This window comes from Methylophaga sp. F7 (assembly GCF_056863975.1).
In genome coordinates this window covers 2,064,526-2,079,502 of sequence record NZ_CM166511.1, presented here as the reverse complement: position 1 = coordinate 2,079,502, position 14,977 = coordinate 2,064,526, and the positions used below count along the sequence as shown (strand labels likewise).

The window sequence follows — 14,977 nt, the reverse complement described above, 5'->3', positions numbered from 1 at the left end:
AGTAATGCTAATAAACAATGAAAACTGATGATGAGAAATTGTTTAATACTGCGTTTGTTGAACATATATCACCCCACAACAACCAATCTAACAGTGTGGGAAAAATTAGCAGACAAATCTGAATTCAAGCTGAAGGATTTATTCCTGTTTAATACGTTAACAATCCATATTAGTAAAAACCAAAAAGCCGGGACAAGTCCCGGCTTTTTGAGAGATTTTAAATCGACTTATTTAATCGGCAGGAAATACAGTTTTCCGGCTTTCATATCGGGCATCAGAATATGTTTGCCATCGGCTGATAAAGCAATATCGGCTGCGGCTTCATACTCGTCGGTGATCAGTTGTGGCGTAGCTTTAGCTTCATTTAACTGCCATACCTTGCCGTTATTCCAGTCACTGATATATAAAAATCCATTAGTATCCCGAACCAGACCGTCTGCACCCCCAAAACCAGTGTTTACTTTGGTGGCTTTAGCGGAGTCAATATCCAGCTGGAACAAATCACCAGTGCCAAAATCAGCTACCAGCATCTTGTTATAGCCATCCATTAACAAACCATTGGGACGTTTGATACCGGAATTCTGGTTGATGATTTCAGTTACCTTGCCTTTGGCTGTAACTTGATAAATACCGGCATCTTTGCCGTTATCATCACCACTGTCGGACACATAGATATTGCCATGACCATCGATTTCGACATCATTGAGAAACACTGGTTTACCTGGAAAGTCAGCTGATTTAACCATCACTTCGCTTTTGCCATCCAGACTGATTTTCACCAATTGATCGACATCGGCAACGTATAAGGTGTTGTTAAACATATCGATGCCTTTTGGATCGTTCAGGCCATCAACTAACGTTTCAGTGCTGCCATCGGTGTTCACAACAGTGACTTTACCATCACCTTTTTTACCAAACTCACCGATTTCAGTGACAAATACCCGTCCATCCGGATGGGCGATAGCTGATTCCGGCATCATCAGATCTTCTATCGTGTTGTTGCCATGACTTGTGCTGGTTGTTTGAGCATCACTCTGTTGTTCACCGTAACTGACGCGGTAAATCACACCATTAAAATCATCAGAGACCAGCACCGAACCATCAGGTAATTGCAAGACGTCAGTTGGACGTCCCCACGCTTCACCATCCTTTAACCAGCCATCAATAAAGGTTTCATGACCACTGACTTCATTGTTTTCATCAAACGTGACACGCATTAACTGATAGCCAACCGGTTCTGTGCGGTTCCATGAACCATGCTGGGCAATGATGACATCACCTTTGAAATCTTCCGGGAACATGTTGCCGGTATAAAACTTCATGCCTAGTGCGGCGGCGTGTGCTTGAAATTCGACAACGGGATAAGTAACGTCTTTAGGCGGTGTTTTATCGGCCCAGTCTTCATGACGTTCTTTACCGCCGGCATAGTAGGGGAAGCCAAAGTGCATGCCTTTTTCAGGTGCAGCGTTTAATTCACCCGGTGGAATGTCATCACCCATCATATCGGTGTTGTTATCGGTGAAATACAATGTTCCGGTGTCCGGTTGGAAATCCATACCGACAGAATTACGAATACCTTCAGCATAGATTTCAACATCACTGCCATCTGGATTCATCCGGATAATGGTGGCTTCCTGACCTTTTACGTCGCAAATATTACATGGAGCGCCGACGGTGACATAGAGTTTGCCATCGGGTCCAAAGTCAATATAACGCCAGCCATGATGCGCTTTATCAGGCAGATCTTCATAAATCACTTCGCGCATTTCTTTAAAGGGTAGGCTCAGATCAAAGCCGGGCGCTGCATAGCGGGCAATACGGTTTTGTTCGGCAACATATAAGTTGCCCTGATACATGGCGACACCGTTACCCACTTTAAGGTCGTCAAGAATAGTGACCACTTCATCGGCTTTACGATCTTTATTACGATCCACTACTGCATAAGCTTTTTGGCCACGGGTACCGACAAACACGGTACCGGTGGACTGGCCCAGTGCCATTTGCCGTGCGCCAGGCACTTCTGCATAAACTTCAACTTTAAAGCCATCAGGTACATTGAGTTTATGCAGGTTTTTTTCGACATCAGCTGCATCGGCGAAGCTAGCAGTGCTAATTAAACCAAGCGAAGCAAGGGTTAAGGCACTTAGAGTCTTGAGGTTAAACTTCATAGGATTCCTCCATTGTGAAAAGCATTAGGTTTTTGAAGTGGTGACAATGATTTTGCCAATTTGTTGGTTGGATTCCACGTACTGATGTCCAGCAACAATGTCATCCAATAAATAGGTTTTGGCATTAACCGGTTTGAGGTGGCCAGCCGCTAAGCCTTTTTCGATAAATTCCACACCGAGCTGTAAAAGAGCAACTTTGCTCATAAAAATCTCCGGGTAATTGGTAGAAATAAATTATTTAGCGGGTGATCAATACACGATCAAAAGTCGTATCGATAAAAGCCTGCAGGGGACTGATGCTGGAATGCATTTTGGCGCGTAAAATTGCACCTTGCCAGCCTGATAGTAAAAACTCGGAAAGTTGTTCTATATCAGTATCTTCAGAGAGTTCACCACAATCGATAGCAGCTTGGATACACAGGCCAAATTGTTGTTTCCAGCCTTCGAACACTTGATCCAGCCGAACTCGGAATGTTTCATTTTGGCTGGATAATTCCTGTCCTAAGGTGCCAATCAGGCAGCCACGCTTACACTGTCCTTCGCTGATTGTTTCCAGTCCATTTTGCAGATAGTTACGAATCCGTTGCAGCGGACTGACTTTTGTATCGCTGAGAAACGAGTCAATTTTTTCGTTATAGGCAATCGCGAATTCATCAATGATAGCCAGGCCGAAATCTTCTTTACTGGCAAAATAATAATAAAACGAACCTTTCGGTACGCCAGCGGTTTTTAACACGGTATTTAAGCCTGTTGGGTTAAAATCATGGCTGCCGATAACGTCGGTACCGACTTTGATTAATGATTGTCTTGTTTCGATGCGTGTCATATTAGACCGGTCGTCTACTAAAGTGACCCCATAATAGACCAGTCGTCTAGTAACTGTAAACCAGTAAATTTGATTTTAATGGCCTAGTTTTAATCGATGTTATTGGAACTTATGAACTCCTGAACTAATTTAGACAGAAAGGTTCGTACTATTTAAAGGCTTCATGAAAATGGATTCATAATGAATATTGGAGGCAAACATGCAAATCACTAAAATGACAGGTTCGATGGTGGCATTATTACTGAGTCTTTCATCTGTATCGGCTCATGCTGAGGAAAATGATGTAGAGACGGTAGCGAAGATAGTCGATATTCAGCATGAGTTATTTGATGGACCTCATGAAGGTTTTCGATCTGTTCATGCGAAAGGTGTGGTGTTAAAAGGTGATTTTTATCCAGATGAATCTGCTTCGCGAATATCCAAAGCAGAACATTTCAACACTGATGCTGCGACTCCTATCGTTGTAAGGTTTTCAAATGGCACCGGCATTCCGGATATTGCCGATAATGATCCACGAGGAATCATCAAGGGAATGGCCGTCCGTTTTAGTCTGAAAGATGACGAATACACGGACCTGGTATTAAGTTCAGTACCAAGGTTTCCTGCTGCAACCCCAAAGGAATTTCTACAGTTTTTGACGGCGGTTAAAAATTCTGCAAACAGCGAAGAATCACCCACGCCGTTAAAGAAATATATTCAGGAAAATCCAGCTGCCAAAGCTTTTGCGAACTATCCAAAACCGGTGCCGGCCAGTTTTGCGGTGTTGTCATATCACAGCATTAATGCGTTTAAATTTACCAATGAGCTTGGTCAATCAGTTTATGGACGTTATATCGTTGAGCCTTTTGAAGATGAAAAAATGCTTGGACAGAAAGTAGCCGGTGAACAGAATAAAGATTATCTGATGAATGAAATTCGTGAACGCTTGCCGCGAGAACTAGTGAAGTTTCATTTAAAACTGCAAATTGCTAATGAAAATGATGAAGTGGATGATGCTACGGTAATCTGGCCAGAAAGTCGTGAAGTGGTTGAGTTAGGAACCATTGTTATAGAAGCGGTAAGAGGTAATGCATTGGAATATGAACGCAAAACCATGTTTAACCCACTGGCTTTGCCGGAGGGTATTGAACCTTCAGACGATCCAATATTACTGGCTCGCCCTGCAGCCTATGCGGTCAGTTTTCAACATCGTGCAGAATAAAATCCAAATGAATTTTTAAAGGAGCAATATGAGCAACACACCCACCACATTGAGAGACATTGTCGGCCTAGGCCATCAGCCAGCCCATTTAAGTCATTCAGCATTGATCATGGTTGATTGTCAAAATACTTATCGTGTGGGAGTTATGCAGCTCACTGGCGTGGAAAAAGCTATTTTGGAAGCCAAAGCTTTGCTGGAACGTGCAAGGGCGTTAAATATCCCTATCATTCATATTCAACATGATGGAGGTGTGGGCTCACCTTACGATCTCACTACGGATATTGGTCAGATTTCCAATGAAGTGGCACCTCAAGACGGGGAATACGTTATTACTAAAAACTTTCCCAATGCATTTGTGCAAACTGAATTGGATCAAAGACTGAAATCACTGAATATTGAAAATATAGTGTTGGCAGGATTTATGACACATATGTGTGTAAATTCCACCGCGCATGGCGGATTTAATCTGGGGTATAAACCTACTGTTGTGGCCAGTACGACTGCAACCCGCCCGCTTCAGGCTGCTGGTGGCAAAGTTATTTCGGCTGAACAGGTTCAGGATGGCGCGATTGCTTCAACTCGAGATTTATATGCGGCAGTAGTTGATAGGGTTTCAGACCTGTCTGATTAACAGCTCAATAGAAAAGCCCGCCAGTTATCAACTCTGGCGGGCTTTTTTACTTATTCCTTTTCAAATGGAACAGGAATCGGTGTGTCGCCAGTAGAGGGTGGCAATTGTGGTACGGCAAATTGAGGCTGGTCACCCGTCAGGGTTTTCAAAAATGCCGTTATGTTTTGAATGTCCTGTTTTTCCAGCTTCTGTCCCAGTTGCAGTCTGGCCATCACATCGACGGCATCTTCCAGTTTCCAATAGGCACCGTCATGGAAGTATGGGTAAGTCAATTCAACATTGCGTAAAGTTGGTACTTTGAATGAAAAGCGATCGGCATCTTTACCGGTCACTGCAATACGTCCTTCAGCCGGGTTTTCGGTCTGGTAGGGTTCCATAATCCCCATTTTCTGGAATGAACTGCCACCTACAGCAGCCCCGTTATGACAAGCCACACAACCGATTTCTTTAAATTTCTGATAACCGGCAATTTCAGTGTCAGTCAAGGCATTGTCACTGCCTTTAAGCCAAAGATCAAAACGGGAATTGGGAGTGACCAGGGTTTCTTCAAAAGCTGCTATGGCATTGGTAACCTGATCCAGAGTAATCTCATTACTGCCATAGATTTTATTGAATGCTGCAACGTATTGTGGAATCGAACGCAAAACATCAATGGCCAGAGAGTGGCTAAAAGCCATTTCCATCGGATTAGCAATTGGTCCGGCAGCCTGTTCCTGCAAATCGGCTGCCCGACCATCCCAGAACTGGGCCAGATTCATACTGGAATTGAGTACGGTGGGAGAGTTGATTGGTCCTTGCTGCCAATTATGACCAATGGAAGTCGGCAAGTTATCACTGCCTCCCATACTGAGATTATGACAGGAATTACAAGATATGAACCCTGAGCGGGAGAGTCTGGGGTCAAAAAAAGTTTTTTCCCGAGTTCAACTTTGGCGGGTTCGGTAATAATAAATGGCTGTATCGGTTTGATGGGCTCATTTCTAAAATTATCTGCCAACACAAGGGATATATTTAAAAACGTTATAAGTCCTACCATTAGTGTTTTATACATTACTTACCTCACTTATCTGATTAACAACAGATGTTGATAATTTGATTTTAGGGAGACTTATTATTTGCTGTAGGGTTATCGGGCTTTGATTTGATCTGGATCATAAGATCCAATTTACGGGATAAAAAATTCTTGTTCGATAGTAATTGTTATCATAACTAAAAATAATTAAGAGAGAGAAAACCATGCCTTTAAAACACATCATCTGGTTGGGGGGCTTTTAACTGTTTTATCCCTGCCAGTTTTAGCAACAGAGATTGAATGGCCGGTTTATGGTGGCGATAATCTACATCAACGGCACAGTAAGCTGGTCCAAATTAACAAAAGCAATGTTATGGAGCTGGTTGAAGCATGGGAATTTGATACCGGTGTAAATGAAACCTTTCAGGCAACACCGGTGGTTCAGAATGGTGTGATGTATGTTTCTTTGCCGTTTAACGATGTGGTCGCACTGGATGCCGCGAGTGGTCAACAATTATGGCGTTATGAGCATGATTTAGATGAAGATTATCCCATTTGCTGTGGTCCTGCCAATCGCGGTGTGGCTGTATCAAATGGTATGGTTTTTACCGGCACCATTGATGCCAGATTGATTGCATTGGATGCCAAAACAGGAGAAAAACGCTGGGATAATCGTGTTGTTGATGAAAACAGTGGTATTCAGGAAGATGTTAGTACGCTGGACGATACTGAACTGGGCAGCGTCTCCGGTACCTCGGGAGCGGGCATCAATATGGCCCCGATGATTTATCAGGATACAGTCATTATTGGCATCACCGGCGTGGGATATGGATTACATCTTGATGCTACGGATTCTGATTCACCTTTGGGCGCTGTAGTCGGTATCGCCGGGAAATATGGGCGCCGTGGTTTCATGGCAGGATATGACATCGAAACTGGTAAACAAAAATGGCAGTTTGACACCATCAAGTCTGAAAATTGGGAAGGTGATTTTGTTACCAAAACAGCTGATGGGGTGAAATTACCTCGCGATATAGCAAAAGAAAAAGCCGCTCTGGAACAGCACGGTGACGCCTGGCGTTATGGTGGTGCTTCGGCATGGAGTACGCCGGTTATTGACCCATATACTGGCATTCTGCATTTTGGTACCGGTAATCCATCACCGCAAATGGAAGGCTCATCCAGACCAGGTGATAATCTTTACAGCAGTTCATTACTAGCACTTGATGCCAACAGTGGCGATTATCGCTGGCATTACCAACAAGTCCCGCATGACAGCTGGGGTTATGATGTAGCCAGTCCGCCGGTTTTATTTGATATTACCATTAAGGGGCAACCTACTCCCGCAATTGGTCAGGCTGGTAAAACGGGCTGGTTTTATGTACATGACAGACGTAATGGTAAGTTTCTCTATAAAAGCGAAGCCTTTGTCCCGCAAAAAAACATGTTTGAACTTCCCAGCAGTGAAGGAACGATTATTTATCCTGGTGTAATGGGCGGTGCAAACTGGTCGCCCGTTTCAGTGGATGCTCGCAGACGTTTGGTATTTATTGCCGCCATTCACTGGCCGGTGGAATATAAATTACACAAACAGGCTGCCAAGGATGGAGAAGAAGCGGTGCGTTATTCTTCGATGTCTCCTTTAAATACTCCTGAAAAACATGGTTTATTAACTGCAATTGATTTAGATAGTGGAGAAATAGTCTGGCAGGTCAAAACTGAAAATCCATTGATAGGCGGCGTTTTAAGTACAGCCAGTGGTCTGGTGTTCACCGGAGAAGGGAGCGGTGAACTGATGGCCTTTGATGCTGATTCGGGAGAAAAACGCTGGAGTGGTAAAACGGAAGCGGGCGTCAATGCGCCACCGATTACATACAGTGTTAATGGTAAACAGCATATTGCTGTTGCGGTGGGTGGCAATCGTCTGTTTGGTTTCAAAACCGGACAGAAAATCAAGGTATGGCGTTTACCCTGAAGATTTACAGATTAATAAATCCTGATGAACGGAGTTCAGATGGCTGAATACGCTGCATATGATGGAAACGACTTATAGATGAATAGCATCCAGACCAGGATGATTCTACTTTGTGTCAGTCTGATTTTACTGACAGCTTTCGCGATGCAGCTGAGTCATGGTTGGTTTATTCATAAACATAATCAGCAGCAAATCCGTGAACAGGTGGCAAATGCTGCTTATTTTCTGCATCAGTACATCGACAGCCGGGAAACCAATTTACATTACGCCACCAGAGTCATTATTCAGGACTTTGGATTCAGAGAAGCTGTTGCCACCAATAATGTGCCAACCATTACCAGCATGCTCACTAACCATGCTGGCCGCATTCAGGCAGATTTAATGTTGGTGCTCAATGATAACGGTGAGCTGATTGCAGCGAATGAGTTGGATTTTCCACTCTCTGATCTGGCCGATATCAACTGGCTGGCGGTTCATGGCATCAGTCAACAGGGTCAGTTTGTAGAAATAAACAATCGTTTGTATCGTTTATTCAGCGTACCCATAAATGCACCACATCAAGTCGCCATCAGTATTATCGCGTTTGAAATAAATGAACCTTTATTGGAAGAATTAAAGCTCAAAACCGGGTTGGATATTGTGTTTGAATCTACCCATACAGATTTATTTTTAACGACATTGCCAATTCATAAAGCTGAGTTCGACCATATTCTGCAAACGACTAATGAGCCTGACTTATGGTGGCAAAGGTCTCAATTTTTATTGGAAGAGGTTAAGTTAAAAAACGTTAATAAACAGCCCATACAATTATTTTTGTTGGCAGATTTATCCATTTTTCATCGGGTTTTTGATCGACTGAATTATTCTCTGCTAGGTTTAACGTTATTTATTGTGATAATAAGTGTAGTGCTCAGTACTTTGCTGGCCAAGCGGCTGGCAAATCCACTGTCCCATCTATACAAGGATTTGATTTACCGAGCGACCCATGATCATTTAACGACAATTCTAAATCGTCATGCTGCTATCGAACGGATCACCGAAGAGCTCGCGCGCTCAAGACGTAGTGACAAAATTTATTGTGTCGCATTATGTGACATAGATAATTTTAAAAAGATTAATGATACCTATGGTCATGCATCAGGTGACGAGGTATTACGCCGCTTTGCCAGTCGCCTGAAATCCACTTTGCGAAGCTATGATGTGTTGGGAAGATTTGGTGGTGAAGAATTCTTGGTCGCTTTGCAATTAAAACCGGAAGAGGCAACAGCATCTTTTGAAAGATTAAGATCTGTTATAGCGGATACCCCCATTCCAAGTGGTTCCCAGTTAATTCCGGTAACCATGAGTTGCGGTGTTTGTCTGCTATGGCCTGAAGAGCCTGTGCCGCCGATGGATGTGATTCTACATGCAGCCGATACGGCGTTATACAGAGCAAAAGAGCATGGACGTAATCAGGTGATTTTTACCCATGTTCCCACTTTCCCGGTTGTAGAAGCGGATATTGACGATAAAATTGAATTATAGATAGATAATGTTTTCACGCAATGGTGCCAATCGGGCAAGCAGCTGATTTTGAATGCGGTGAGGGATTCCCTCAGCCTCCATAGCATTAATCAATAAATCCACCAAGTGATTAAAATCACTTTCATTGATATTCATTCCAGTATGGATGTCCACCATATTGTCACCGGTATATTGGCATGGACCGTCTGAGATTGCACAAAAGTGTTCAATAAGATTTTCCCGAAATCGACTGACACGGGCTTCGGCAAAATAATGGAAAATTTGCTCATCCTGTCCAATTTCCCGGATGAGGTTTTCGACAATATTATTCACACCTTGCTCACCTCCCAGTTTGTTATACAAAGTGGGTTCTGATGTGCTGGCACAAGCAGTTAATGCCAAGTAGCAAGCCATAAAAAAGCTATATCGAAATTTTGTGAACATCAAAAGTAACCTGTAACAGAAAAATAAGCCCCTTTCTGGCTTTTGGCTCCGGCAATGTCACCCAAATCCAGCCAGGCTGCAGTCACACTGATAACTTTATTTGGAAACCAGGCCACAAATATGTTGGACCAGTCATCTTCTTTTAAATCAAGGTTATCGGGTTTTTGGCGATATTCAATGCCAAGGGCTAAATGGCGGCCAAATAGAATGGCTGTTGATGCTTCAAGAACAGTTTCGCGCTGATTTCCATGTGCTGCGTTACCAAAACCTAATAATCCAGTTTGGTTGGCTTCTGTCGAGCGGGCCGTTACATTCCATAACCAGTTATATCCAGCAATAGCCCCAAGATGTAGTTTACTGGCAGACAGATAAATATCGGTTCCAGAATCATCATCTGCTCCCAATAGAAAGGCAACAGTGGGATCGTCAAGTTTTTTATGCTGAATTCCCAGGCTTATTTGTGGAAATCGACTATAGACAATATCTCCATAAAGTCTTGCTTTGACACCCAGTACTCTTTGCTTGATATCTAGATCTAATGTATCGACATGAAATTTTTGCTTGGCGACTGAGAATTCAATTCGGTCATAGAAAGTAGCCTGTGCACCGCATACACGTAAATCATAATCATCTACGTTTGCACCGCTACAAAATACATTGGCTGCTATTTCATCACGACTACCATAACCGGCTAATTGAGCCCAGGGAACAAAACCGCCACCACCGGTGCCTTCAATTTGGGAAATGCCCGGTGTGGCGATCAACTTGCCATCAGCAGCGTATAGCTGACTAGTGAGTAATACTGTCAGCAGAAAAAGAATAAGTCGCATTATTTTCACCTAACCAAGCAACGAGATCTTCAGCATCTCGTGGTTTACTTATTAAATAGCCTTGAACGCTATCACAACCCATTTCTTGCAAAAGAGAATAGGTCGCGGCATTTTCGACTCCTTCTGCCACCACCTTTAAACCGAGTGAATGAGCCAGAAAGATGGTTGAACGGACAATTTTCTGATCCGTTAGAGAACTATCCAGATTGCGAATAAAACTCATATCCAGCTTGAGTTCATCGACGGGGAGTATTTTTAATTTTGATAAAGATGACTGACCTATTCCGTAATCATCTACAGCAATCATATACCCGGCATTTTTTAAGGTTTTCAGTACCTCAATACCCAGTGCTTCGTCATACATAATATCCCGCTCGGTGATCTCGATAGTGACTGAGTTTGCGGGAATATCGTAAACCGCAATTTGTTTTTCGAGAAAATGACAAAAATCCGGATGAGCCAAATCCTCTGCTGACACATTAATTGCTGCGTTCAAAGCCAACCCATTATCGCGCCATCTACGTAATTGCTTGAGTGTTTCCTGGATAACCCAGTGGGTTAATTCAACAATGAGTCCAGATTGCTCAGCCAAGCCGATAAATTTATCAGGTGCAACTCGCCCCAGGCCTGGACGATGCCAGCGAATCAGCGTTTCTACGGTATCCATTTTGCCGTTTTTAAGCTCAACCTTTGGCTGGAAGTTTAAAAATAATTCAATATTTGTCGGTTGTCTCAGCAATGCTTGTAGCGCTTCAATAAGACTTAATTCTTCAAGATGATTTTCGTCTTCACCCGGCGTATAAACATGTATGGTTGTACGATTTAGGCGGGCATGATCAGCAGCAATTCTGACTCGACGAAGCATTGTTTTACTGTCATAACCATCGGCTGGATAACAACATACACCCGCATAGAAGTGAGCACTCAAACTGATATTACCGATTTGAAAGGGCTTATCCAGGTTATCGAGCAATTCTTCAACAACCTGCCTAGGACTTTGCCCCGGCAGTAACTGAATAACGGATAGAAACTCGATTCCTTCCAGACGCGCATTGGTTTTTTCCCCAGCGGTAGCAAACTGGTTAAGACGTTGGGCCAGTACAGTGAGGCAGGCATCGGCGACTTCAGGCCCAAGTCGATCATTTATCTGTCGGAAATTTTGTATATAAGTCGCCACAACAACACATTGACCATATTTCTGCATTGTTGCAGTAAGCGTGCTACGTATGGTGTGGATATTGAATAAACCGGTCAATGCATCATGTCTGGCCTGCCATGTAACGACCTGTTCACGCTGTTTGACTTCTGTACCCATGGTTCTGAGAGCAGCAGCCAAATCGCGGATTTCGCTGCTGGCCTGACCGGGTTCCTGCCAGGCATCGTAATTCCCCTTGGCAAACTGGTTGGCGATACCAACAAGTTTGGCGAGCGGGGTGGTTAAGGTATGTGCAATGATGGTGCTGACAATGATAGATCCCAACATCACCAGTAAAACGATCAGTATTATGCGCGCTGACATATCATCATACTGCTGATAGATGGGTCTTAAGTCCGCTGATAACAAAATGCTGACTGGATTTATGCTTGTGGTCGCTGGCATAAAATCCGAATTGATAAATGTGGGTCTTTCCATCCAAAACCATTCTGTGTGTGCTGAATTTATCGTCTTTATAAATTCTGCATCATTGGGAATATTTTCCAGTGTGGAATAAACTGGAACTGAATGTTTAAGCAGGGTTATATCCAGACCGGTAAGTTGTTTGAGTTCATTAAGGGTTGTCTGATTCAGCTCAAATCCCACTAACGTATAAGCTATGGTTCTGGGAGCCATTATTGGCAAAAGGATTAACTCATAAACCCGGTTATCCAGCATTACAATATGTGCTGTTCCTGGTTTTTCCAGTAAATCTTTAACGACATAACTCAGTAGTGCTTCATCATAAATGGTCGAATGACTACTGGAGATGAGCCTACCGGATAAATCCGTTAACAACATTAAATCAGCATTAATTCGTGCACCATGATTCATTAATACACTGGCGATAGTGTCCTTGTCGCCGGAGGTTACTGCTTGTTTAAAACCAAAGTCGGCCGTCAGTACTCGTGCCGAATTTACCAGATTGTTTTCTGATGAACGGATGTATTGACGCAGAATATTCTCAGCCTTGATGGTATTTTGCCGAATTTGCTGCTGATTAAACTGGTTGGCAGACCACCACGAAATAGACTGAATGACCATTGTGGTCGCCAGGACAAGTGAAAGCGCAAATAGTAGAATTTGCGTGCGTAATTTAGTGATGCCCAGGCGCACCAAAGGTATCCTTAAAAGACTCACGCGGAGAAGGGGGGCAATATTCAACTGAACTATGTGCTCACCATTATCATTTTTTTCAAGCTGATCAATTTCAAAATACTGACGGCTTTCGGCACCATCAGTTGTATAGGGATGCCAGACACTTATCCGGGGATTCTGCACAGTTGAGCTAAATTTTGCGTGACCTTGGTCAGATGACGACACAACCGTTTGGTGTTGTGCGATATAAATATAGCCAATCATTGAGTCGTGAATATTGCAGCCCACCACAACTACACCAGGCTTTTCAAATTGAATTGGCTTTTCCGGTTTGTCGGCATAGAGCCTGAGTTCAAACGTTTTTGCTTCTGAGAATGAATAGACATGATGTCGTATGTTGTCACTATTAGGAAAATCTACCGATTGACCTTGTTGAATAACAATTTGTTCAGGGACAAACATCTTATCTATCTGATCGATAACAATGATTGAATCTACTTGACCAAAGCTTTCGGGCGAACTCAATACCTCAATTACGGCACTGGAAACAGCCTGTTGTTGTTGATCAACTATTTTCAAAGTAATGGACTCTGCTCTGGCTGTTAATGCCTGACTTAATGCGGCGAGGCCTATACTCACAATTAATAGGTTTGTGAATTTCAAAATTGTATTCCGAATGTTAGTCTTTATCGTAAGGTGTAACTCAGGTTACACCAGTCCCTGTTCCATCATCGCATCCGCAACTTTACGAAATCCCGCAATATTTGCTCCTAGCATAAGATTGCAGGGGTGATGAAATTCAATGGCAGTCTCTGCACAGCGTTGATAGATATCTTTCATGATAATTTGCAAACGTTGATCCACATCAGCAAATGACCATTGCATCATACTGGCATTCTGCGCCATTTCGAGTTGACTGGTGGCTACACCGCCGGCATTGGCAGCTTTGGCTGGAGCATAATGAATCCCTGCAGCAATAATATGTGCCTGTGCTTCAGCAGTGCAGGGCATATTGGCACCTTCAACAATACAGCTAATACCGTTTTTGCACAGTGCAATGGCATCAGCTGCTGATAATTCATTCTGGGTAGCACACGGAAAAGCGGCATCTGCTTTAATACGCCATACCGCATGACCATCTTCAGGATACTGTTTGATAGGTGTGAATTCAGCGTCGGGGTGCGTTTCCCGGTATTTTGCCAAGGAGCAATTTTGATCCTCTTTTAATTCCCGCAGCAGAATTAAATCGATACCTTTTTCGTGATAAATCGTACCGGTGCTGTCAGAGCAGCTTATTGGCAATGCACCACATTGATAGAGTTTTTCAATAGTATGAATCGCCACATTCCCTGCGCCGGATACCAGACATTTTTTGCCGTCGAGACAATCATCATTGGCTTGCAGCATATTTTCTGTGAAATAGACTAAGCCGTAGCCTGTGGCTTCAGGGCGAACAAGTGAGCCTCCCCAGTTGATTGCTTTGCCAGTCAATACACCTTCAAAATGACGATTCAAACGTTTGTATTGCCCAAACAGATAGCCAATCTCCCGCTTGCCCACGCCAATGTCACCTGCAGGCACATCAATGGTTGCACCAATATGCCGTTGCAACTCATTCATAAAGGCCTGACAGAACCGCATGATTTCGTTATCTGATCGATTTTTGGGATCAAAGTCTGAGCCACCTTTACCACCACCGAGTGATAAACCAGTTAACGCATTTTTAAATATCTGCTCAAAGCCCAGAAATTTAACGGTACTGGCATTAACCGAGGGATGAAAGCGGATGCCACCTTTGTAGGGACCCAGAGCGGAGTTGAACTGAACTCGATAGCCTTTGTTGACCTGAACGTTACCGTCATCATCTTGCCAGACAACTCTGAACATAATCTGGCGTTCCGGTTCAACTATGCGTTCAATGATATTTTGTTGAAGATACTGAGGATTTTTTTCCAGTAAAGGGCGTATAGATTGGAGAATTTCTTCGGTAGCTTGATAAAACTCTGGTTGACTTGGGCTGCTTCGTTGCAGCTTCTTCATCGTCGCCTCAATATAGGACATTCAAACCTCTTCGTTTAACCTGATAATGCATAG

Annotated in this window: 12 protein-coding genes; 4 read left to right on the top strand and 8 right to left on the bottom strand. The window is 43.3% G+C overall.

Annotation, left to right across the window (positions count from 1 at the left end):
• Nucleotides 1-227 precede the first annotated feature (227 nt).
• From AC08OG_RS10470 to AC08OG_RS10460, 3 genes are read right to left on the bottom strand one after another with little or no spacing between them, the layout of a single operon-like run.
• Nucleotides 228-2,168, bottom strand: coding sequence for a PQQ-dependent sugar dehydrogenase (locus AC08OG_RS10470; RefSeq protein ID WP_482929461.1), 1,941 nt, complete (start codon nucleotides 2,166-2,168; stop codon nucleotides 228-230).
• 24 nt (nucleotides 2,169-2,192) lie between these two features.
• Nucleotides 2,193-2,372, bottom strand: coding sequence for a zinc-binding dehydrogenase (locus tag AC08OG_RS10465; protein WP_482929460.1), 180 nt, complete (start codon nucleotides 2,370-2,372; stop codon nucleotides 2,193-2,195).
• 34 nt (nucleotides 2,373-2,406) lie between these two features.
• The gene (locus AC08OG_RS10460) at nucleotides 2,407-2,994 is read right to left on the bottom strand and encodes a TetR/AcrR family transcriptional regulator (protein WP_482929459.1); all 588 of its coding nucleotides are present in this window, start codon (nucleotides 2,992-2,994) and stop codon (nucleotides 2,407-2,409) included.
• Nucleotides 2,995-3,193: 199 nt separating this feature from the next.
• Here AC08OG_RS10460 and AC08OG_RS10455 point away from each other — a divergent pair, with 199 nt between their 5' ends.
• Both AC08OG_RS10455 and AC08OG_RS10450 read left to right on the top strand, forming a co-directional pair.
• A complete protein-coding gene (locus AC08OG_RS10455; RefSeq protein ID WP_439503830.1) occupies nucleotides 3,194-4,195 on the top strand; it encodes a catalase family peroxidase in 1,002 nt (333 codons plus the stop codon).
• 28 nt (nucleotides 4,196-4,223) lie between these two features.
• Entirely contained in the window at nucleotides 4,224-4,826 is a 603-nt protein-coding gene (locus AC08OG_RS10450) for a cysteine hydrolase family protein (RefSeq protein WP_482929458.1), read from the top strand.
• Nucleotides 4,827-4,876: 50 nt separating this feature from the next.
• Here AC08OG_RS10450 and AC08OG_RS10445 read toward each other — a convergent pair whose 3' ends face one another.
• A complete protein-coding gene (locus AC08OG_RS10445; RefSeq protein ID WP_482930546.1) occupies nucleotides 4,877-5,701 on the bottom strand; it encodes a cytochrome-c peroxidase in 825 nt (274 codons plus the stop codon).
• Between the two features lie 381 nt (nucleotides 5,702-6,082).
• Between AC08OG_RS10445 and AC08OG_RS10440 the strand changes: the two genes are divergently transcribed.
• Nucleotides 6,083-7,813 carry an outer membrane protein assembly factor BamB family protein gene (locus tag AC08OG_RS10440; protein WP_482930545.1) on the top strand — a complete coding sequence of 577 codons (1,731 nt, stop codon included), beginning with the start codon at nucleotides 6,083-6,085 and terminating at the stop codon, nucleotides 7,811-7,813.
• A gap of 78 nt (nucleotides 7,814-7,891) precedes the next feature.
• Nucleotides 7,892-9,337, top strand: coding sequence for a sensor domain-containing diguanylate cyclase (locus AC08OG_RS10435; RefSeq protein ID WP_482929457.1), 1,446 nt, complete (start codon nucleotides 7,892-7,894; stop codon nucleotides 9,335-9,337).
• Here AC08OG_RS10435 and AC08OG_RS10430 read toward each other — a convergent pair.
• From AC08OG_RS10430 to gdhA, 4 genes are read right to left on the bottom strand one after another with little or no spacing between them, the layout of a single operon-like run.
• Nucleotides 9,332-9,760, bottom strand: coding sequence for a group I truncated hemoglobin (locus AC08OG_RS10430; RefSeq protein WP_292354161.1), 429 nt, complete (start codon nucleotides 9,758-9,760; stop codon nucleotides 9,332-9,334). The two genes, AC08OG_RS10435 and AC08OG_RS10430, sit on opposite strands and share 6 nt — an antisense overlap.
• Nucleotides 9,760-10,590 (bottom strand): DUF3034 family protein, encoded by an 831-nt coding sequence (locus AC08OG_RS10425; protein WP_482929456.1) that lies wholly within the window; start codon nucleotides 10,588-10,590, stop codon nucleotides 9,760-9,762. The genes AC08OG_RS10430 and AC08OG_RS10425 overlap by 1 nt, the downstream gene beginning before the upstream one ends.
• Nucleotides 10,550-13,546: an EAL domain-containing protein gene (locus tag AC08OG_RS10420; protein WP_482929455.1), complete on the bottom strand. Its 2,997-nt coding sequence runs from the start codon at nucleotides 13,544-13,546 to the stop codon at nucleotides 10,550-10,552. The genes AC08OG_RS10425 and AC08OG_RS10420 overlap by 41 nt, the downstream gene beginning before the upstream one ends.
• 45 nt (nucleotides 13,547-13,591) lie before the next feature.
• Nucleotides 13,592-14,944 (bottom strand): NADP-specific glutamate dehydrogenase, encoded by a 1,353-nt coding sequence (gdhA, locus tag AC08OG_RS10415; RefSeq protein ID WP_292354169.1) that lies wholly within the window; start codon nucleotides 14,942-14,944, stop codon nucleotides 13,592-13,594.
• Nucleotides 14,945-14,977 lie beyond the last annotated feature (33 nt).

What these genes read in the sequence shown, in the direction of transcription:
- AC08OG_RS10470 (WP_482929461.1), bottom strand. Translation starts at nt 2,168, where the DNA reads ATGAAGTTTAACCTCAAGACTCTAAGTGCCTTAACCCTTGCTTCGCTT.
- AC08OG_RS10460 (WP_482929459.1), bottom strand. Translation starts at nt 2,994, where the DNA reads ATGACACGCATCGAAACAAGACAATCATTAATCAAAGTCGGTACCGAC.
- gdhA (WP_292354169.1), bottom strand. Translation starts at nt 14,944, where the DNA reads ATGTCCTATATTGAGGCGACGATGAAGAAGCTGCAACGAAGCAGCCCA.
- AC08OG_RS10435 (WP_482929457.1), top strand. Translation starts at nt 7,892, where the DNA reads ATGAATAGCATCCAGACCAGGATGATTCTACTTTGTGTCAGTCTGATT.
- AC08OG_RS10455 (WP_439503830.1), top strand. Translation starts at nt 3,194, where the DNA reads ATGCAAATCACTAAAATGACAGGTTCGATGGTGGCATTATTACTGAGT.
- AC08OG_RS10450 (WP_482929458.1), top strand. Translation starts at nt 4,224, where the DNA reads ATGAGCAACACACCCACCACATTGAGAGACATTGTCGGCCTAGGCCAT.
- AC08OG_RS10465 (WP_482929460.1), bottom strand. Translation starts at nt 2,372, where the DNA reads ATGAGCAAAGTTGCTCTTTTACAGCTCGGTGTGGAATTTATCGAAAAA.
- AC08OG_RS10425 (WP_482929456.1), bottom strand. Translation starts at nt 10,590, where the DNA reads ATGCGACTTATTCTTTTTCTGCTGACAGTATTACTCACTAGTCAGCTA.
- AC08OG_RS10430 (WP_292354161.1), bottom strand. Translation starts at nt 9,760, where the DNA reads ATGTTCACAAAATTTCGATATAGCTTTTTTATGGCTTGCTACTTGGCA.